19 protein-coding genes, 1 tRNA gene and 1 other annotated feature (1 of these 21 cut by a window edge) are annotated in these 21,414 nt (G+C 37.1%); of the genes, 3 read left to right on the top strand and 17 right to left on the bottom strand.

All coding sequences use genetic code 11. The features are described 5' to 3' along the window. Window positions 1-214: a binding site (T-box leader), on the bottom strand; it reaches 34 nt to the left of the window's first position. Window positions 215-267: 53 nt separating this feature from the next. The 8 genes from IGL80_RS04275 to IGL80_RS04240 form a co-directional block, all read right to left on the bottom strand. Further along, complete coding sequence (locus IGL80_RS04275) at window positions 268-582, bottom strand: glycine cleavage system protein H (RefSeq protein ID WP_011109554.1); 315 nt, start codon at window positions 580-582, stop codon at window positions 268-270. Between the two features lie 5 nt (window positions 583-587). Continuing rightward, window positions 588-947, bottom strand: coding sequence for an arsenate reductase family protein (locus IGL80_RS04270; RefSeq protein WP_002359675.1), 360 nt, complete (start codon window positions 945-947; stop codon window positions 588-590). A 24-nt stretch (window positions 948-971) separates the two neighbouring features. Next, complete coding sequence (locus tag IGL80_RS04265; RefSeq protein WP_002356636.1) at window positions 972-2,159, bottom strand: FtsW/RodA/SpoVE family cell cycle protein; 1,188 nt, start codon at window positions 2,157-2,159, stop codon at window positions 972-974. 243 nt (window positions 2,160-2,402) lie between these two features. Then, a complete protein-coding gene (locus IGL80_RS04260; protein ID WP_002356635.1) occupies window positions 2,403-3,839 on the bottom strand; it encodes a helix-turn-helix domain-containing protein in 1,437 nt (478 codons plus the stop codon). Further along, entirely contained in the window at window positions 3,840-4,541 is a 702-nt protein-coding gene (locus IGL80_RS04255) for a bacterial Ig-like domain-containing protein (RefSeq protein WP_002356634.1), read from the bottom strand. Window positions 4,542-4,739: 198 nt separating this feature from the next. Further along, window positions 4,740-9,479 (bottom strand): bacterial Ig-like domain-containing protein, encoded by a 4,740-nt coding sequence (locus IGL80_RS04250; protein WP_002359674.1) that lies wholly within the window; start codon window positions 9,477-9,479, stop codon window positions 4,740-4,742. A 175-nt stretch (window positions 9,480-9,654) separates the two neighbouring features. Further along, on the bottom strand, window positions 9,655-10,986 hold the full coding sequence (locus tag IGL80_RS04245) for a hypothetical protein (RefSeq protein WP_002359673.1): 1,332 nt from the start codon (window positions 10,984-10,986) through the stop codon (window positions 9,655-9,657). Between the two features lie 112 nt (window positions 10,987-11,098). Further along, entirely contained in the window at window positions 11,099-11,650 is a 552-nt protein-coding gene (locus tag IGL80_RS04240) for a helix-turn-helix domain-containing protein (RefSeq protein ID WP_002359672.1), read from the bottom strand. Window positions 11,651-11,863: 213 nt separating this feature from the next. On the opposite strand from IGL80_RS04240, the gene IGL80_RS04235 reads away from it, so the two are divergent. Then, window positions 11,864-12,571 carry an AzlC family ABC transporter permease gene (locus tag IGL80_RS04235; RefSeq protein ID WP_002359671.1) on the top strand — a complete coding sequence of 236 codons (708 nt, stop codon included), beginning with the start codon at window positions 11,864-11,866 and terminating at the stop codon, window positions 12,569-12,571. Next, complete coding sequence (locus tag IGL80_RS04230) at window positions 12,558-12,884, top strand: AzlD domain-containing protein (protein WP_085366505.1); 327 nt, start codon at window positions 12,558-12,560, stop codon at window positions 12,882-12,884. The genes IGL80_RS04235 and IGL80_RS04230 overlap by 14 nt, the downstream gene beginning before the upstream one ends. Before the next feature lie 49 nt (window positions 12,885-12,933). Here IGL80_RS04230 and IGL80_RS04225 read toward each other — a convergent pair. Beyond that, a tRNA-Thr gene (locus IGL80_RS04225) sits at window positions 12,934-13,006 on the bottom strand. A 158-nt stretch (window positions 13,007-13,164) separates the two neighbouring features. On the opposite strand from IGL80_RS04225, the gene IGL80_RS04220 reads away from it, so the two are divergent. After that, window positions 13,165-13,401: a hypothetical protein gene (locus IGL80_RS04220; RefSeq protein ID WP_002381528.1), complete on the top strand. Its 237-nt coding sequence runs from the start codon at window positions 13,165-13,167 to the stop codon at window positions 13,399-13,401. Between the two features lie 73 nt (window positions 13,402-13,474). On the opposite strand, the gene IGL80_RS04215 is transcribed toward IGL80_RS04220, so the two are convergent. From IGL80_RS04215 to IGL80_RS04180, 8 genes are all read right to left on the bottom strand, one after another. Beyond that, window positions 13,475-13,747, bottom strand: coding sequence for a membrane protein (locus IGL80_RS04215; RefSeq protein ID WP_002356625.1), 273 nt, complete (start codon window positions 13,745-13,747; stop codon window positions 13,475-13,477). A gap of 105 nt (window positions 13,748-13,852) precedes the next feature. Next, window positions 13,853-14,482, bottom strand: a complete 630-nt coding sequence (gene upp, locus IGL80_RS04210) for a uracil phosphoribosyltransferase (RefSeq protein ID WP_002356624.1) — start codon at window positions 14,480-14,482, stop codon at window positions 13,853-13,855. Window positions 14,483-14,613: 131 nt separating this feature from the next. Next, window positions 14,614-15,852: a serine hydroxymethyltransferase gene (glyA, locus tag IGL80_RS04205; protein WP_002356623.1), complete on the bottom strand. Its 1,239-nt coding sequence runs from the start codon at window positions 15,850-15,852 to the stop codon at window positions 14,614-14,616. A 75-nt stretch (window positions 15,853-15,927) separates the two neighbouring features. Continuing rightward, window positions 15,928-16,950 (bottom strand): L-threonylcarbamoyladenylate synthase, encoded by a 1,023-nt coding sequence (locus IGL80_RS04200; protein ID WP_002359669.1) that lies wholly within the window; start codon window positions 16,948-16,950, stop codon window positions 15,928-15,930. 43 nt (window positions 16,951-16,993) lie between these two features. Beyond that, window positions 16,994-17,827 carry a peptide chain release factor N(5)-glutamine methyltransferase gene (gene prmC, locus IGL80_RS04195; RefSeq protein ID WP_002359668.1) on the bottom strand — a complete coding sequence of 278 codons (834 nt, stop codon included), beginning with the start codon at window positions 17,825-17,827 and terminating at the stop codon, window positions 16,994-16,996. Beyond that, window positions 17,820-18,893, bottom strand: coding sequence for a peptide chain release factor 1 (gene prfA, locus IGL80_RS04190; protein WP_002356619.1), 1,074 nt, complete (start codon window positions 18,891-18,893; stop codon window positions 17,820-17,822). The genes prmC and prfA overlap by 8 nt, the downstream gene beginning before the upstream one ends. 11 nt (window positions 18,894-18,904) lie before the next feature. Continuing rightward, window positions 18,905-19,489, bottom strand: a complete 585-nt coding sequence (locus IGL80_RS04185; RefSeq protein ID WP_002356618.1) for a thymidine kinase — start codon at window positions 19,487-19,489, stop codon at window positions 18,905-18,907. Window positions 19,490-19,714: 225 nt separating this feature from the next. Next, a complete protein-coding gene (locus IGL80_RS04180; protein WP_002356617.1) occupies window positions 19,715-21,232 on the bottom strand; it encodes a flavocytochrome c in 1,518 nt (505 codons plus the stop codon). Window positions 21,233-21,414 lie beyond the last annotated feature (182 nt).

The following is a 21,414-nucleotide window of genomic DNA, read 5'->3' as shown; positions in this document are numbered from 1 at the left end:
CCTTAATTCGCTATTATTTCTCAATAATAACCTCATACGGTACTTGATTCTTCGCATACCGTTGGCTGTAACGGGCGCCCCGTAGTAAGTTCACTGCTTCGCTCACTTACTCTGCTCAAAGACCATCTTCCATCTTAAATCTGTTACCCATTCTCAGCAAACAGGGCTCTCTTCAAACGTCCTTAACATGTACTCTTCTTTTCAAAGCTTTCTTTTGATTAGATTGAGAAAATTATAGCAATAAACATTGGCCTTGTCAACGCAAGACTAAAGATTTTCAAATTCTGTTGGTTCAACATCTGCTAAAACAGCAATCCAGGCATTTTCTTCATCTAATGCACTTGGCTCTTGATCAGCCGCTTCATTAATCGCAACTACCTTACCAGATAATGGACTACTGAATTCACTGACTGCTTTTTCTGCTTCTAATTCAATTAAAGAATCACCTTTAGCTAATGTTTGTCCGACTTTTGGAAATGTTGCAAAAGTAATCTTTCCTAAATCCTCTTGGGCTTCGGCAGTTAAACCAATTTTATAACCTGCTTCTGTTGGTAAGATCCATAATTGATCAATTTGTTTCATTTCACTCATTTTCCAAGCACTCCTTCGTAATCTGCTTCTTTAAAACCATTCGTTAGAAATGTATTGTCTTTTAAGAGAATTGGACGCTTAATCAACATGCCATCCGCAGCTAAACGCTGACTTGCTTCTTCAATAGAAAAACTGTCAACAAGATCTTTTAAGCCTTGTTCTCTATATAAAACCCCACTTGTGTTAAAAAAACGACGAACAGGCAAGCCGGTCTCTTTCATCCATTTTGCTAATTGTTCACTACTAGGCGGTGTTGCTTTAATATCAATTGCTTGGTATTTAACGCCTTGTTGGTCTAACCACGCTTTCGCTTTTTTACAAGTTGAGCATTTAGGATATTCATAAAGTGTGTACATTTCTACCCCTTCTTTCTTCTTTCTTTAACGACCACTTCTGGTACGAACCGTTTCTTGTTGGTAACGCATGGACATAATTAAGCCCACCCCAATCATGTTACCTAAAATGGAAGAACCACCTTGACTAATAAACGGTAATGGAATCCCAGTTAATGGTAGTAAACCAATATTCGCTCCAATGTTTTCAAAAACATGGAACAAAATCATCATGATAATTCCTGTGGCAATGTAGGCATAGAATTCATTATTTGTATCAAAACAAACGCGAATCATGCGGTAGATTAAAATAAAATACAACAAAATAATGAAACAGCCACCAATAAAGCCAAAGTTTTCACCAACAACTGTAAAAATCATATCTGACTCACGAACAGGGACATACACATCACTCACGTTAAAGCCTTTTCCGAAAAGGCCTCCAGAACCAATTGCTGTTAATGCTAGCGCTGGTTGGAATGAGCGATCTGGATCTGTATGGAAAGGATTTAGCCATAAATCAATCCGATCAAATTTATAGGCTTCGACCCCTAACTTAGACAATAAATCTCTACCTGTTTCTGTTGTAATCAAGTAAATAGTTCCAGCCCCCACTAGAGCAGCTAAAATAAAAACTGGCACAATAATTTTCCAAGTAATGCCAGACATTAAGAAAACTCCCCCAAAAATGGCTAAGAAAACTAACATCGTCCCGAAGTCTTTTTGTAAAAGGACTAAAACAATTACCGGAATCGCCACTAATAGCATTTTAGCGATTAGCCAAAAGTCGCTTTTGAGTGTTCGGTCCACATATTTAACATTATGCATGGTCACTATATAGGCCAACATCAAAATAAACGCAATCTTCATCAATTCCGATGGTTGGAATGTGGTGCCACCAAAGCGAATCCAGTTTTTAGAACCTGTTTGCTCTGCTAGCACGGGATCATAGAATTTCAGTAGTAATCCCATTAATACTAATCCAAGTGCATAAAAAACGGGCGTTAACCGCCAGAGTAATTTTGAGCTAAAATGCATAATAATGACAATACTTAATCCTCCGACTAAATACCACAGTCCTTGTTTCATTAACAAGCTACCAATTTTAGGTTTGCTTGGATCATTGTAAAGCGCTACGTAAAGCGATAGCATACCAATTAGTGATAAAAGAAAAACTGGTAATATCACGCCGTAATCAATTCGACTATCTAAATTTGTTTTCTCTTTTCTATTCATTCGTCATCCCTTTTCCTTTGTTCATACGTTTTTTATTATATCTTTCTCACAGAAGAAAAGAAAGGAATTCTACTATATTTGAGAAAAACTTTAGAGAATTGGTCCTTCACTAGCAATTTTTTCTTTTTCTTCAATCCTATTTGGCTTTTATTTAAAATTTTTTACATCAGTGATAATGAGAAAGTTTACTATAAACATTCAGTAACAAAAAACAGTCGCAACTAAAACACGTTGCGACTGTTTTTATTCGCTTTTTCTTTGTTTCGTTTGTTGTAGCTCTTTATTAATTCGGACAATTTCGTTGCCAAAATTTTGCCAGTCACTGGCTCGCGGGGGCGCTAGCCAAATTAAACATTTTACTGAAAATAACGTTTTTGGTAAATAATCCGAAACTACTAAATCAGTATCTGGTCGAATCGCTGAATGAAAGTGAATGCTGAAAGATTCGAATATTTTGATTTGTTCTTTGATAAACTGAGTATATTTTTCTCCTTGCGTAAAATTCACATAAAGATTGATCGTGCTTTTTTCATTCCTTTGGTCATAAAGACGGGATAACACTAATAGCAAATCAAAAAATAAAGAAAGCTTACTAAACTCAAACGCCGAGCAATCCAACGCAAATAAAAACTGACGACAGCTATTAAAAACAATTGGGTAGCGTTCCTGAAAAAATTCTAAATCCATAATTCGTAAGGTGATATCGATGAACGGCGTAATAAAACGATGTTGATAAATAATCGGAACAATTTCTTGATAAAATTCTTCGTCCGAAATTGTAAACGGCATATAAGAAAAGAATAATGTTTTCGTAGCCGTAATTGCCTCATTGTGAGAACTCAGCAAATGTTCCGAAATGAGTTCACTTTGATAGACCGATAAATTGCCGATAATTCCTTGAATTTCTGCGTTTTTCTCTGCATGAGTCGCCTTCATCACTTCGTTGATCCAACTTTGAATTTCTTGATAAATCGAACTTTCTTCATCAAAAGCGAATGGATTTTCTTCTTGGGATAAAAAATAATTAGCTTTTCTTTGCGTTCGTTCTAACGCCACCAATACATAATGTTTAAATAAATGAAAATTAGTGATATTTTCATAAGAGCCTTTCAATTGAGCCAATAATTGGTTCACTGCGCGAAGATCTGTTTGATTATATAATTCTTCAGAATCTTTGTAAATTCGGTAATAGAGCATAGTAAAATATTGTCTAATCGCCATTTCATTGCCGCTAAGTTGTAAATTTTTGGATAACTTAATACCGTATTGACCTAATTCTTTCCGGATATGGTCAACAATTTTGTATACAACCGTTCGACTCATCCCGTGCTTTTCACCGTATTTTTTGATTGAGGTAAACTGATGAAAGAAAATCGTTTTTAATAGATTAAATTCTAACGAGTCTTTTAAATAATATTCTTCAATAATACTTGAAGAAATACGAAGGCTTTGAGATAACAAAATTTCATTATTTTTTTCACTGATTTCCATCTCATTAATCAGACCAAAGCGTTGCAAATCTGCATTGATTTCTGTTATGTTCCGTTCTAGCAAATAAGGAGAAATAGCTAATTGCTTACATAAACGATCTTTTCGTTCAGAAAATGAATATTGTTGCTCTAACTTTCTAATAATCGCTAATTTTAAATTTTCCCGATCATCTAATAACAAGAATTCCATTTAAACTCTCCTTGTTCCATACAAAAGTGAGCCTGACAGGAAGCTTAAAGTGGTGCCAAATTGAGAGGACCCACTTGCCGCTCCTCCAGTAATTTCCACTGGGGCTATCGTATCTATTTTTTTCAACAACTCATCATTTAACAGCACCTTTTTATTTACTCGTTCCTGTTCAATTTTATTTTTCTTTTTCTCCTGTTTTGTTTGTTGCTCCTTGTCCTGTCTCGAGGCAATAATTGGTCTTTCTGGGCCAATCATTGCTTGACTATAAGGAAGCTCTGCAAGCATATTCCCCTCTGCAGCAAAATTAGTAGGGTTGACATACACCTTCGCAATAGAAAGGTATGACTCGTAACGGAAGGTTACAAAATAAAGGCCTACTTTTTGAGTATTTACATTATTTTCTATAATTACATTTTCTAAATTTAAAGGGCGACCCTCTTTATCTTTTAGAAAAACGACATTGTCTAAGGGTGACCATGCTTGATTAACTCCTAAAAACGTGTCTTTTAATTTAAGTTCCGTTTGATTTTCTTTGACCGTAATGGTTGCTGTTTCAATTTTGCCATCCACTTCATAAGTCACGGTGTATTTGCCTGGTGTTGTCGCTTCGTTTGCATAGCTATTCACTGAAGCAATCAACATTCCTGAAGAAAGAAATAAGGCTGTGCCGATACTACCATAATAAATAGTTCGCTGGTTCATCTCGTTTATTATTCCTCCAAACTATTTCATAAAAATAACTATCTTAACAGAAAAACCTGCTAATAGGTGTTCTTAAAATAAAAGTCACTTGTAAAACTTCCTATTTTCCAAGGAAACAGCTACCCTCATTCATGCACTTATTCATCTTTTAAGCGTGGAACAAAAGTTACTTTAAACTTTTGCCCCACGCTCATTTAATTATTTTCGTTTCTTCTTGATGACTATACCACTAATAATCACAATAAGTAACACAACAAGTCCTAGCACACGATATAGACCATTAGTTTGTTCTCCCGTTTTTGGATAACGTCCTTGCTTGTCAGGTTTCACAATATGTGTGACATACTGACTACGTTTTATCGTGGTTTGATTCGTTGAGGAACTAGTCTGGTTGTTCTCATTTTTATCTGGTAGTGGTGTAGGATTACGATCAATCACATGAACAGTTGCTACTGTCGTCAATTGACGAGGTGTTTCGTTTGAAAACATTGAGAAAAGTCGTGACTGCACAGCTGGTTTGGTTTCATTAACTGGCTCAGTGGTATAGGAAATCTGGTACTCTCCTGTTTTCTTTGTATCAACTTCCCCTTTTACTTGAACCTTATCAAAGGATATAGCATGACCGTCACGATCTGTCGCTGAAACGAAATTATCTTCTGGTTTCCACGAATCACCAACATAAATCGTTGTATCTTTAACCTCTAACTTAGATTGGTCGGGTTTGACGGTCACATGGGCTGTTTCTTCTTTACCTTCGTAACTGTATACGATTGGATAAACGCCTGCTTTGCTAGTATCAACTTGACCTGAAACAGTGATTTTTTCGAATGGGACATCTTGACCTGTTTTATCTGTTGCTGAAACGAAGTTATCTTCTGCTTCCCATTTATCACCCACATAAATTGTTGTATCTTTGACCTCTAACTGACTGTCATCACGGACATGAACGATTGCTTTCGCTTCTTTTGTGCCATTTTTATAGACAATTTCATAATCGCCTATTTTATCAACATTCACTGTTCCCTGAACGTCAATTTTTTCAAAAGGAACGTCTTGACCTGTTTTATCTGTTGCTGAAACGAAATTATCTTCAGGTTTCCATTTATCGCCGACATAAATCGTTGTATCTTTGACCTCTAACTTAGATTGGTCGGGTTTGACGGTCACATGGGCTGTTTCTTCTTTACCTTCGTAACTGTATACGATTGGATAAACGCCTGCTTTGGTGTTATCAACTTGACCTGAAACAGTGATTTTTTCGAAGGGAACGTCTTGACCTGTTTTATCTGTCGCTGAAACAAAGTTCTCTTCTGGTTTCCATGAATCGCCGACATAAATCGTTGTATCTTTGACTTGTAAGCGACTGTCATCACGAACATGAACGATTGCTTTCGCTTCTTTTGTGCCATTTTTATAGACAATTTCATAATCGCCTATTTTATCGACATTCACTGTTCCCTGAACGTCAATTTTTTCAAACAGGACATCTTGACCTGTTTTGTCTGTTGCTGAAACGAAATTATCTTCAGGTTTCCATTTATCGCCGACATAAATCGTTGTATCTTTGACCTCTAACTTAGACTGGTCGGCTTTGACGGTCACATTAGCTGTTTCTTCTTTACCTTCGTAACTGTATACGATTGGATAAACGCCTGCTTTGCTAGTATCAACTTGACCTGAAACAGTGATTTTTTCGAATGGGACATCTTGACCTGTTTTATCTGTCGCTGAAACAAAGTTCTCTTCTGGTTTCCATGAATCACCGACATAAATCGTTGTATCTTTGACTTGTAAACGACTGTGATCAATTGTTTTAGTTAATGGAATTTTTAGTTGATTGTCTCCTTTGACCAGCTTAATGGCTTTTCCTGTCAAATACTCTTCATCCACGGAATATTCCTGCGGTACATTCGTTACTCGCAAAGTATAATCACCTGTCATGATGGCATCAAAGGAGTATTGACCTTTTTCATCTGTTGTAAATTCGGTTGTTGTATGCGTGACATTATCAATTAGTTCAAAAGAAACCTTCGCAATTGCTTGGTTTTCATCCTCTATGTTATGCGTATAGAATGTGGCAGTTGCTAAATAAACAATACCTTCCGCATCACCTTCTGAGAATTTCAATGTGATTGGCGCAGTGATGACTTTTTTCTTGCTAGCAGACATCTGGTTCAATGTTTCAGAGTCGATTGTTGTTTCTGTATAGATTTGGCCAGCGTTTGCAGAGACAGTATTGTATTCAATCGTAATGTTTTCTGTCAATGTATAGTCTTTAAAAATAATTTTCGCACCGTTTGTAGTCTTCTCTAATGAATAAGCATCTTCTGGCACGCCTTTCACGGTAATAGAATTCAAATCGATTTGAGCATTGGTTGTGCCTTTTGGTGTTAATTCAATCGTTGGATTTTTCACACGATGTGTTTTATTATCAATATTTTTTGTTGTTACTGTTGTTTTTGTTACATTTTTTAATGTTGGATTCGCCGCTTGTGTTGCACTCAAAATGTCTAACGCTTCATTTTGAACAGAAACCGAAGCAGACCCTTCATTATTATTCGATTGTGGTTCTTTAGCTGTCCCTGTTATATAAAGAGTTGGCACGTCGATCCAGCCATTGGCGTTTTTATACTCAATAATGTAACGTTTGTTGGTTTTTCCAAAATCAAACGTGTAACTATTGGTATTTTCGTCAAAAGTAATCGTTGGGTATCCAGGACTGTCTGGTGACATTGGTTTATCAAAATAATAGCCACGATCCCAGTATTGTGGATAAATTGAATCTACCTGATCGTTTGAAACATCATAAATGTCAAAAAGAACATCGGCGCCAGCTGGAATTTTTGTACGGACGCTTAGTGAGTCAAAAGAATCATTTCGTGCATTGACAAGGAATTGATTTTTACTACTTTGAAGTGTTCGTTCAGAACCACGCTTACTATTAGTAGTTACTGTCGTATCAACTGGAGTTAAACCTTCAGCACTCATTGTTATCGGTATCGTATCGACTGGGATACTTTTATCTTTTGGCAAACTATCGGGCACATAATTAAAACCAATTGGAATTTGGATTTCGTTGGTTATTGGCGTAGTGAACTTAATAACTGAACCATCTGACGTTGGCGTTACTGTATAATCCGTTCCTAACTTGTAATAAAAATAAATTTCTTTTGTAGCTCGTAATGAAAGATAATTAGGATGCTTTACTTTAATTTCTAAATTTTGAATCGGTGTCTCTTTGCTTCCCATAACTGAGACAGTTGTTCTTGATGAATAGGCACCATTTTGATCATAATTACCCCAAGCAGTTTCAGCATTCAAAGGATTAACAACACTAATTGGTTCAATATATTGATCGGATACTAATTGAATGGCTTTATTGGGACCAATTACAGGTGTACTTAATGATAGATTAATGTCCTTCTTGTCAAAATCCATTGTTAAATCAGAAATATTTATTCTTAAATAGCTATCTTTTGTGGCCGTTAAGATGAGCTTGCCACCTTCAGTTTTAATATCAAAATAGTCTTCCAATTTTACATTTTCATATAAAGGACCATACGCCGTAAATTTAGGATTCTTAATTTCTTGACCATTTGTACTCTCTAATACGATTTGTTGACCCACTTTTGTTTCTGTTAATGTGCCATAAATTGTTACATAATATTTCCCTTTGCTTTGAAAACTGATATAGGACATACTACGCATTTCACGATCAGCAATTACTTTACTTGTTTGACTCGTCTTAGCAGTAAAATCGGTTGTTTGTTTAGTTCCTGTCGTACTTTTCAAAGAAATTGACCCAATTTTTGTTGTTGGATACTGCTGCGAATATAAGTAGTTATAGTCCGAAGCACTCTCTAAATAAATTGTCCGATTAATCGATAAGGAATAGGCTTTTTGTTGATTCATGTTTGGAACAGTTACAGCAATCCGCCCTAGTGAATTATCGCTTAATGTATAATCTTTGCCAGGTGTTAACAGGGTTTGCGTTTCTGGTAAAATTTGACCATTAATGTCGACATCGTAACTGAAAACTTGAGGTTCCAAGTTATCTTGTTTTCCAAAGACAGCGCCTGGCGTCTCTGTTGTTAATAATTCTAATGTTTGATTGCCAGTTAATGTCCGGTCTAAATTATAAAAAATTTCGCCATCTAACCCCGTCGTTCTGGTTCGTTCGTTATATTGAATTGGTTCCACTTGTTCATATAAATCAAACGAGTAGGTTTTTTTATTTTTTCCTGGAGTTTCAATTTTGATTAATGGTTCCGCCTCTGTTGTTAGATAACTTTTTAATTCTACTTTAAAGGAAGTATCTGAAACTCGTTGATTAAACGTAATACTTAATGTTTTGGTTGCCGCATCGACTGCCCAAGTTGCGCCAATGCCCGTCACATCTCCGCTAACAGTTGAATAACCTAAATGTTCTGGTAATTGAACTGTATAAACTGATCCAGGTGCATAACCTGTGTTTCCAACAGCAAATTGGAACGTAGCGGTTACCGGTGTTGTATTTAATTCGCGGTGAACCTCTGTTTGGCTGTATTCTGTTCCACCAATCGGCGCAAGACTCATACTGTCAAGTAGTTCATCTGTAATTGGCGCTTGAACATCTGGTAGGGCTTTTTCATTAAGTGAGGTATCCTTGTCCTCCGTTGTTTGTTGTTCAGATGGTGTAGCAGCATCACTGGAAGCTGTTGTGCTCGCCTCTGTGGTTTGCGATTCAGTTGTTGCAGTTGGTTGATTCATTTCTGAAGTATTCGTTGTTGCTAAAGGTAAAGATGGTGTTGAGTTCGATAACTCTGCCTCTTTTTTTGCTGTATCAGTGGTCTCTGTTTGTGCTTCTGTCGTTGTTACAGCATAGGCATTTACGGCAAACCCGAAATTTTGTGCGAGAAGTATACTCAACATCACAAAAGAAAAAGTTTTTTTCTTCATACTAATCCCCTTTCAATAAAATTCATATAACCTAATAATAGCTTGTTAAAAATGAAACAATTGATTAATTTTTTTTGAATCTTCGAAAAAAAAAAACATCTTTTCATAAAAAAATACTTGGAAAATCAGCCACAATCACTGTTTTTCCAAGTATTTTTTTATGAATATTTGTAAATTATCGTTTCTTTTGACGAAAAACGACCACGAAATAAACTGCAATAAACAATAACACTAAGAGCGAGTTACTATTTTTAATGAAAGTTAAAAATTGACTTGTTTGCATTGAAATGCCTTTGCCGCCAGTCAATTCTAATAAAAATTGTGTCGTACCACCTTTGCCTACTACAGTGACTAACATAAGCGCCATCAAAATAAATTGATGGAATAAACTCCCTTTTGTTTGTGTTGTATATTTGATAAGGATGCGGCTATCTTTAGGCAAATCTGTCTCTTGATAATATCGCCTAGCTAAAAAGCTGTTCAATGTGCTTTTGAAAAAACTCAAGAGAAACAGGCCTAAAATAGTCCACGAGGTAAGAAGTAATATTCCCAAACTTCCCGCCAGACCAACCATTGGTATGTTGTTTGACCATTGTTTCGTTTTACTAGCTACAATCATTGCAAAAATCATCCCTAAAACATAAGGTAAATAGAGATAGATGCCCATATGAGCTCTGCCATAAACCCCTGCAACATAAATGGAGCCAAATAAAAATAAATAGTTCCCGACAATCCCGTTAATCAAGGTCGCAAGATTCATTTCTAATGATACTTTATACGCACCGCGTTTGCCATAATGACTAACGAAAAGGACAGCCACCACAAAGAAACAGCAGGCGCCAACAATCGCATAATCAAATTCCACCGCATTCGTTAATAAGCGACCACTTCTTAATAAAAGTAATAACACAAAAAAGATAACAAACAGAATTAATTCTTTTCGTGAAACTTCTGCTGATTCTTCTTCTAGCTCGTTTAATGAAACAGGATAGCTCTTGATTGCTACTAAAGCAACCAGAAAATAGAGCGCGTACACCAATAACGCCAGTCCAATCTCAGTCGCTTTAAAAAATAAAGCGCCAAATAAAACAGCGGTCAATAAGACTGTCGTTAAAAGATTGCTATGACTGATTTTTTGACCTTCTTCTTTTAAGAAAAAGCGAATTGATTGATTACTTGGTGGCAACAATGCCCCACTAAGTCCTAACAACATTCCTGAAATACTATAAAGCGGGAAAGAATAAGCGCCGGCAATCCCAATTAAGGAGCCTGCCAAGCCTAGCAATAGAGAAATCTTTAGTAGACCTAGACTAGTTAAAGACAAATTAATTCCTCGAACCAGAAAAATGCCTGTCATACGCAATGTATAAAATAAGACAAATGGTAAAATTGTTAAAAGGTTGTGTCCATCACTCAATTGAATGTAAAGTAAATAAGGCACAACAATAATCGTATTACTCAGTAAACTTAATGCTGTATTACCAAGACTTTCAATTTTTTTATTCATTTTGACCTCTTCTTTTATCTTTCATTTTCTATTATTTTTAGGGTAGCATTGTTTACTTTTTTTGTCCATAAAATAACAGATGCAGCAATTTCCTAATGTTTATTTTCCACTGTTACGTATAATAGTTAATGACGACAGCTTGGACTTTCTCTGTTCCGTCATTTATATACGTGTGTACTTGATTAGCATCAAAATACATAACGGCGTCTTTTGGAAGAAGGTATCTCTGACCGCCCACTTCAAGAGCTAATGCTCCTTGAATAACCATGACATATTCTGTCGAACGTTTTGAATGCCCAACAGCTTGATACTTTTTCCCTGGATCTAATTCAAACTGAAAGAGTTCAAAGTTTCTTTCCTGGTTGTCTGAGTAGTAATTAAAGACTCGATAGGAGTGATCTTCAGAATGTTGTGTTACCGTCTCAGTTTTTTTTACCACGGGATTTTCTTTAACATAGTCATCTTCTAATAAATACGTATACGGAACATTGAGTCCATTACTTATTTTCCAAATTGTATTTATGGTAGGATTGGTGGTTCCTTTTTCAATCTGCGAAAGCATCCCTTTACTCACTCCGGTTATCCCAGCTAGTTCATCTAACGTAAGTTTTTTTTCTTGTCTAATTTTTTTTAAATTATTGCCAATAATTGTATTAATCTCCAAAATAGTTGCTCCTTCTGTTTCTTTTTATCATCCAAAAGTTTAATATATTGAACAAAAGTATTCTTTATTGTATTATACAATATATATCTTAGTTGTTCAAAAGGAGTGGTTAATAATGAAAACGCTCATTCGCTCGTTGTGTCTCATTATCGAAGGTCTAGATTTTCATACACACGTGTTTAAATTTTATACAGAAAGAAGGAAAAAAAGAGAATGAACCACCAATTAGATGCACGCACTGGCATACGTGAAGCCTTGCCAACGGTTTTTGGCTATATTGGTATTGGCATTGCTTTTGGTATCGTAGGACAAGCAGCAGGTTTTTCCCCTCTTATTGTTAGTGCGATGTCGTTTTTTATTTTTGCAGGATCTGCTCAGTTTGTAACAGTTAGTATGTTGACTGGCGGCAGCCCTATCTTATCTATTGTGTTAGCGACTTTCTTAGTAAATGCGCGTATGATTCTTATGGGAATGACCATTGCGCCTTACTTTAAAGCCGAATCTCTCGGTAAAAATCTCTGGTTGGGAACCTTACTGACGGATGAAAGTTTTGCACTAGGAATGAATAAATTAAACCATACCAAAGGACGTTTAAGTTTTGAGTGGTTTAATGCTGCCAATTTGATTTCCTATGCGACTTGGGTTTTTTCGACGATCATCGGTGCCTATCTAGGGCGCTTTATTGCAAACCCTCAAGCATTAGGTCTTGAGTTTGCGGTCGTGGCTATGTTCATTGGTTTACTTTATCTGCAGATAATTAGTGATCGTTCCATGAAAATCGCTTTACAACTCATCATGGTCCTGATTACTTTTGGGTTGATGTCTATTGGTCTAATTTTTATTCCCAGTAATTTAATTGTCTTAGTTGTCACGTTAATCGGTTGTGGAATAGGAGTGATGATAAAAAATGCCTTCTTCTGAGTATCTCTTTTTAACAATTTTAGGCTGTACCGTTGCAACCTGGCTTTCAAGAATACTGCCATTTTTACTTTTAAAAAAAATCAGTCTGCCACAGAAATTATTAGAATATCTAAGTTTTGTTCCCATTGTGATTATGTCCGCCTTATGGTTTAGTAGCTTATTTGAACAAAGAATAGGACATTTACCAAGCCTCAATCTTCCTTATTTATTCGCTTTATTTCCTACCATTTTAGCCGCAATACTTACTAAAAACTTATTGCTTATTGTACTGGTAGGCATTGCTTCATTTGCACTAATCCAATATTTTATCTAAAAAAACAGACAGGCACTACCAGATGGTAGTGCCTGTCTGTTTTTTTAGATGCCAGCTGCAGGGATCGAACCTGTGACCTACGCGTTACGAGTGCGTTGCTCTACCAACTGAGCTAAGCTGGCCTGAAACAAATCTATTATAGGACTTTCTACTTTATTTGTAAAGTCTGTTTGTTATTTATTTATGCAAAATCTCTTTAAAATAAGCCAAATAGCGACTTTACAAACTTTTTTCTGAAAATGTGGTATAATAGAGATATCAAGAAAGGATGGTTTTTTGTATGTCAAATTTTAATGGTATGGTTACTCCTGTTGTTCCATCGGATGCTGGTAAGGATTTCGCCGTTGACACCCATGTTACTTTTCTTGTTCACGGACAGCCACAAACAGGCGTTGTTACGAAACAATTAAAAAATGCCGCTGTCGTCGAAATTGACGAAACGCAAAAAAACAATCACTTAATGGTGCACAGCAATGGTGTGATTGTTATTAATTACAAACAATTGAAAAAGATTTAATTCTTCAAGCGTGGGAAATTTCCCCCGCTCTTTTTTATGTACAGAATTGGAATACTTTCCAATTCGTCGGAAACTATAATGCTGTAATAAACGCAAAAAAACCAAAAATAATTCCGGGCACATTAGCAAAAATAATGGACTTATCTCGTGTTTCTCCATCGTCTCCATATAACCCATGAATCGTCCAAAAAATACAATTAATCATTGCCACTAATGGTTGCGTCGGATTGCCTTTTTCCCCATGTAAATTTCCATAAATTTGTGGAATATATGAAACATACATCAAAACTGACATCACACTAGCAATCACAGCGATAGCGTGTAAGACTTTTTTATTTTTTTTCATAGCTCCTCCTTTGTTTTTTTATTTTTTATTATACACCTAGAAAAGTTCTTTAAGCAAAAGAAAACCGTTAGTAACCATAATCGGTTACCTAACGGTTTTTTGTTATTATTTTGTTCCGAATAAACGGTCACCAGCATCCCCTAAACCAGGAACGATATAGCCGTCTTCGTTTAAGCGCTCATCTAAAGCTGCTGTATAAATATCTACATCTGGGTGCGCTTCTTGTAAAGCTTTCACACCTTCTGGAACGGCCACTAGACATACAAATTTAATGTTGCTAGCACCACGTTCTTTTAATGAATCGATGGCCATAATTGCGGAACCACCTGTTGCTAGCATTGGGTCAACAACAAATAATTGACGACTTGCAATGTCTTCAGGTAATTTCACGAAGTATTCATGTGGTTGCAATGTTTCTTCATCACGGTAAAGTCCAACGTGTCCAACTTTCGCTGCTGGAATTAATTCTAAAATCCCATCAACCATGCCAATGCCGGCACGTAAAATAGGAATGATTGCTACTTTTTTCCCTGAAAGTGTTTTTTGTGTTGATTTACCCATCGGTGTTTCGATGACAACATCCTCTAAAGGCATATCCCGTGATACTTCATAAGCCATTAACATAGCAATTTCGTTGACAACTTCGCGGAAAACCTTTGTCCCACAGTTCTTTTCGCGAATCATTGTTAGTTTGTGTTGAATTAGCGGATGATCAATTACTTGAAATTTTCCCATATCTATTCTCCTTCATTATTTTATTCTTTCTTATTGTAAAACAAAAGAGCCTAGGACACAAGTTGAATTCCTTAAATCCTAAGCTCCGACTCTTATTTGTACAGAGAATCGCGCTTCAGCTATCCCTGATGTTAGTTATATAATGGATATTTTTTAGTTAGCGCTGCTACAGCTGCTTTGACTTCATCATGAACTGCTGTATTTTCTGGATCTTTTAAAACTTGAACGATTAATTTAGCAACTTCTACCGCATCTTCTTCTTTAAAACCACGTGAAGTAATCGCAGGCGTTCCAATACGGATACCACTTGTTTTAAATGGACTTAATTGTTCAAACGGAATTGAATTTTTATTGACAGTAATATTTACACTATCTAAAATAGCTTCTGCTTCTTTTCCATTTAAACCAAAACCTGTCACTTCAATCAGTAATAAGTGGTTGTCTGTTGCCCCACTAATTAAACGAGCTTCTGGCGCTTGATTGAAAACTTTCGTCATCGCTTGCGCATTTGCAATCACTTGCTGACTATATTCAGCAAAACTTGGATCCAATGCTTCTTTAAAAGCTGCGGCTTTTCCGGCAATCACATGTTCCAACGGGCCACCTTGAATGCCTGGGAAAATACTACTATTTACTTTTTTCGCCAATTCTTCGCTATTTGTCAAAATTAAACCGCCACGAGGACCACGCAATGTTTTATGGGTCGTACTTGTTACGATATCAGCATACGGAACTGGATTTGGGTGCAACCCTGAAGCTACCAAGCCTGCAATATGCGCCATATCAACCATTAACTTGGCATCTACTTCATCAGCGATTTCACGGAAACGTTTGAAATCAATCGTTCGTGAATACGCACTTGCGCCAGCAACAATTAATTTTGGACGATGTTCTCTTGCTAAAATTCGCACGACATCATAATCGATTACTTCTGTTGAAGGATCCACTCCATAACTGACAAAATTATAGGTTTTGCCACTAAAGTTAACGGGCGAACCATGTGTTAAGTGACCACCAGCTGATAAATCCATCCCCAAAATGGTATCACCTGGTTCAACCAATGAAAGGTATGCCGCTGTATTGGCTTGAGAACCTGAATGGGCTTGTACATTCGCGAATTTTGCACCAAATAATTCTTTGGCACGATCAATAGCTAAATTTTCTACGATATCGATAAATTCACAACCACCATAGTACCGTTTGCCAGGGTAACCTTCTGCGTATTTATTCGTTAAAATACTTCCTTGGGCAGCCATAACTGCTTTTGACACGACATTCTCAGATGCGATTAGTTCCAAGTTATTTTCTTGGCGCTCTTCTTCTCTTGCAATTGCATTCCATAAATCTGGGTCATACGTTTTGTAATCCATTCAAACAACACTCCATTTTGTTTTCTTTTGTCTGATTGTATCATACTTCTGTGTCAGCTTCGTTACAAATACCTCTTATTTTTCAAAAAATTTTTGATTGGCTGATTTTTTCAAGCGATTCATGTAAGCAGTGCCTAAACCAGTTTCTGCAAATCCTTGCGCAAAAATCGTGGTAGCTCCTTGCTCATCTAACGCTCTTAACCCTGCAAATAGTTCTTTTGTGGCATTTTCAACCGTTTCTGCACCATAAGAATAAACAAATACATTTTCTGTATCTAGTTGTGCTGCCTGTTTATCACTTAAAAATAAGCCGATTTTTTCCTGTTGTTCTGTTGCTTGCTGAATCGCCGCTTGCCATTCTGCTGTTTGACCGCTTATAATCCAAACTTCCGCATCAGGAGAATAGTGTTTGTATTTCATCCCTGGCGCTTTGGGTGCTGCATTTTCGCTAATTAAATGTGTATCGATTTTCACTTGGGGAATAATGCTTTCCAACTGCTCTTTGGTAATTGCTCCTGGTCGTAAAATAACTGGCACACCATCTTCCGCCGTTAAATCTAAGACCGTTGACTCCACCCCAATCTGCGTTGGGCCATCATCTAATATGGCAGCAATTTTCCCCTGCAAATCATGATAAACATGCTCTGCAGATGTTGGACTAGGCTTGCCAGAAGTGTTCGCACTTGGTCCGACCAATGGAACATTGGCTTGTTCAATCAAAGCTAAGGTCGCTTGGTTATCTGGCATACGAAAAGCGACTGTCTCTAAACCACCTGTTACTGTTTTAGAAAATGTATCGCTAGGCACATTAAAAATTAAAGTTAATGGTCCCGGCCAAAAGGCAGACACCAATTTTGTAGCGACTTCTGGTAAGGTCGCCACGTATTTTTTGACCATCTCAACGTTGTTCACATGAACAATCAATGGATTATCACTGGGGCGGCCTTTTACTTGGTAAACTTTTTTTACTGCCGCTTCATTTAAGGCATCGGCACCTAAGCCATAAACAGTTTCTGTTGGAAAAGCCACTAGCTCGCCTGCTTGAATGGCTGCTGCTGCTTGGGCTATTTCTTGTTTGGTTAATTTTTTTGTTTCCATTGCAAATCGCTCCTTCTAGAAAAGTGGCGACGAAGAACCTTAGTTACTCGGCTATCGCGAGGCGATCGTTGCCAGATAAATCTTTTTCAATTTTAATTGTTTTTTGTGGATAGGCGGCGCTCAATAATTCTTGGAGGGCCGCGCCTTGTTGAAACCCTATTTCAAAATAAATTTTACCGTCTGCTTTAAGCATCGTTTGACTTTCATGAATTAATTGTTGGTATAAAGCCAAACCGTTATTTTCAGCGAATAAAGCGGTTTTAGGTTCATACGTTCGGACACTTGCATCCATTAAATGCCATTCTTGTTCACTAATATAGGGCGGATTAGAAATAAGCAGATCAATTTTTTCAGAAGCAACTGGCTGTAAGCCATTCCCATGATAAAATTCGATGCCAGCACCTAATGCTTGCGCGTTTTGTTTAGCGACAGTCAACGCTTCCTCCGAAAGATCAATGGCAATAACTCGCCAGTTGGGCCGTGCCAGTTTCAAGCTAATCGCAATGGCACCTGTCCCTGTTCCGACATCCACGACCGTCAAAGGAGTATCTGGATTGGCTTTTAAGCAACGCTCGACTAATTCTTCTGTTTCTGGCCTAGGAATCAAAGTATGTTCATTAACAATAAAGGAATGTCCATAAAATTCAGCTTGTCCTAGTAAATATTGTGCTGGGTAATCTGTCAATAATTGGGCTAAATCCGTTTTTAATTGTTTCTCTTCTTCTTGGGGCATTTCTTCTTGCATATGCAGGAGCCACTGCGTTTTATCCCAACCTTTACGTTCTAAAAAAACATAGTGAATAGCATAGCCTTCTTTGCCTTGCGCCTCTAAAAAAGAAGAAGCCCAGTTAAGGACTTCAAAGTAACGTTTAGCCATTTTGCATCTCTTCTAATTTCGATGTTTGATCATATAAGACTAATGCATCAATGATTTCATCTAATTTGCCAGCAAGAATCTGGTCTAGTTTTTGGATGGTTAAACCGATACGATGATCCGTTACTCGATTTTGTGGGAAGTTATACGTTCTGATTCGTTCTGAACGATCTCCGGTCCCCACCGCCGATTTACGGTTAGCATCATATTCACTTTGTGCTTCTTGTTGAATTTGGTCATACACACGAGCACGCAAAACTTTCATTGCTTTTTCACGGTTTTTTAGCTGTGAACGTTCATCTTGCATTGCGACCACGATTCCTGTTGGTAAATGGGTTAAACGAACAGCCGAAGCGGTTTTATTGACGTGCTGTCCACCAGCGCCACTTGCATGATAAATATCGACACGGATATCTTTATCAGCTAATTCGATTTCGACTTCTTCCGCTTCCGGCATAACTACAACGGTTGCTGTCGATGTATGAATCCGTCCTTGTGATTCTGTTGAAGGAACTCGTTGCACGCGGTGAGCGCCACTTTCATATTTTAATTTTGAAAAGACGTTATCTCCTGAAATCATCATAATTACTTCTTTATATCCACCGATTCCAGTGACGTTCGCTTCTAAAACTTCCGCTTTCCACCCTTGTGCTTCTGCATATTTTTGGTACATATTAAATAAGTCGCCAGCAAAAAGTGCGGCTTCATCGCCACCGGCTGCACCACGGATTTCCATGATGATATTTTTATCATCATTTGGGTCTTTTGGTAATAATAAAATTTTAATGCGGTCTTCTAACACTTCTTTTTCTTTTTTCAAATCAGAAAGTTCTTCTTTCGCCATTTCGGCCATTTCCGCATCTAAGTTTTCACTTAAAAGTTCTTCGGCATCGCTAATCCCTTCAACAACTTGTTTATATCGGCGATAAACCTCAACCGTCTCACGTGTATTAGCTTCTTCTTTCGATAATTCCATGAAACGTTTTGTATCGCTAATGACTGCTGGGTCACTTAATAATTCGCCCAATTCCTCATAGCGATCTTCAATAGATTGTAATTGATCGTACATAGTGTCTCTCCTTACTGTTCTTCATTCACTGTTTTTGGATGAAAATAATGTTTGCGACAAACAGGATAGTAGGCTTCATTCCCACCAATTTGGACTTGATCCCCTTCATAAACGGGTTTGCCATCAATATAGTGCAAGTTCATAGTTGCTTTTTTATGACAGAACCAGCAAATCGTTTTTAATTCTTCTAATTTGTCTGCATATAAAAGTAAATACTTTGAGCCTTCAAATAATTCATTTCTAAAATCATTCTTTAGCCCAAATGCCATTACTGGAATATCTAATTCGTCAACAATTCGTGCAAATTCAATGACATGATGCTTGTTTAAAAATTGACATTCATCGACTAATACGCAAAAAGGTTTGTAAGACAAATCATTAATCAAGTCAAAGACATTGGTTTCTTCAAAAATTGGAATAGCATCTCTGCGTAATCCGATGCGACTGGATACTTTCCCGACACCATCACGTGTATCTAGTCCACTGGTCATCAAAACAACTGGTTTGTCTTGTTCTTCGTAATTGTGTGCTACTTTTAAGATTTCAATGGTTTTACCACTATTCATTGCGCCATACTTGAAAAATAATTGAGCCATGTTCACTACACCTTTCCGTTAGTTCCTTACGTATTTTACTATATTTTCAGCAAAAAAGCAGTATTTTTAGCTAAAATGGTCGTGCATTTTTCTGAAAAAAACAGAATCTACGCCAAAGTCATTTTAGCAGGGCTATTTATACTCCAACTAATGATCCTGCTAGTATGCAATAAAAAAGCCCGAAATTGTAGTTATTTGACTACAATTTCAGACTTTTTAAACTAGTTATTTTTGAGCAGAGGCAAATTCTGCTGATTGCGTACCTGCTTGACGACCATAAATGATAATATCGGCGATGGCATTGCCTCCGATACGGTTTTGACCATGTAAGCCACCTGTTAATTCACCAGCAGCATATAGACCTTTAATTGGTGTGCCATCTTCACGTAAAACTTCTGTTTTCGTGTTGATTTTCACGCCACCCATTGTGTGGTGAATCCCTGGTGCAATTTTAATTGCGTAGTAAGGCGCTGTGCTTAGGTCAGCTTCCATGCCAGTTGTCCGGCCAAATTGTTTGTCATCTTTGGCATTAACATCTTGGTTCCAAGTATCAATCGTTGCTTTCAATGTATCGGCAGGCATGCCAATTTTTTCAGCTAATTCTTCAATCGTTTCACCTTTTTCCACGAAACCTTTTTGATCATAGAAATCAATGGCTTTTGCACGGTCGCGAACGCCTTGGTCAAAGACTAAATAAGCTGATTTTTCTGGTAAGGCATTGATTGCTGCAGAAACTTTGTCACGTGTATCTAACTCATTAACAAAACGTTCTCCTTTTTGAGAAGCCAAGATTGCGCCTTCTCCACGAACTGCTTCACCAATTAAGAAAGCATCGCTTTGTTGAACAGTTGGGTGAATTTGAATTTCTTTCATATCCACTAACGCACCGCCAACTTTTTGAATCATTTGGATACCGTCACCTGTTGTTCCTTCTTGGTTCGTTGTAACATAGTTTTTCAATTCTGGTTTGTATTGTGTAATTAATTTTTCGTTGGCACCGAAACCACCTGTTGTGACAACGACTGCTTTTGCTTTAACTGTTTTTTCTTTATCATCTTTCATTTTCACTTTTACGCCATCGATTTGACCGTTTTCTTCAACTAAGTCTGTCACGTCAGCATCAACAAACAATGGAATTTTTTCTTCGCGAACGTTACGTACTAAACCGTCAACTAGATAGCCCCCAATTGCTGATCCGTCAGCAGGACGGTGTGTACGTTTTTCGCTCATTCCACCTGTAATCGTTAAATTGCTCAATGTAATTCCTTTTGTATCTAACCAATCAATTGCTTCAGCTGAATGATCAACAAAATAACGTAGTAATTCTTGATCGTTGGTTCCTTTACCGCCTTTTAGTGTTTCTTCAAAGAATTTATCGTTGCTATCTTTAATGCCTTCTTTTTCTTGGAATTTTGTTTGTGAAGCATTCATTCCTGAAGACGATTTAATTGTATTCCCACCTGCAACAGGCATTTTTTCTAAAATAACTGGATTCATGCCAGCTTCTTTGGCTTGTAATGCAGCGGTCATCCCCGCACCACCTGAACCAACAATAACAACATCATAACTGTCTTTTAGTTCACTTGGATCTGTATAACCATTAGCAGAGGCACCAGATGTTGCTTCTGTTTTTTCAGAAGATGCTTTTGTTTTACCAGCGGCTTTTTCTTGATCGCTTGTACAACCTGTTGCTGCACCTAATAATAACCCTAGGGAGAGAACTCCCATTAACACTTTTTTCATTGTTTTCCCACCTTATAAACTATTGATTTCTACCAACACAATTTCTTATTTTTCATTTGAATAAAAATAACAGTTTGTTACACAAAGTGAACACATTCACATATCAACCGAAATAAAAAAGCTACCACTACTTTTTAAAGTTGTATCGTTAGACAAACTGACCAATTAGCAATAAGTTGTTT

This window comes from Enterococcus sp. DIV2467a, assembly GCF_050532945.1.
Lineage (GTDB): Bacteria > Bacillota > Bacilli > Lactobacillales > Enterococcaceae > Enterococcus > Enterococcus faecalis.
The sequence above is the reverse complement of the archived record's forward strand: the minus strand, read 5'-3'. Positions and strand labels throughout refer to the sequence as shown.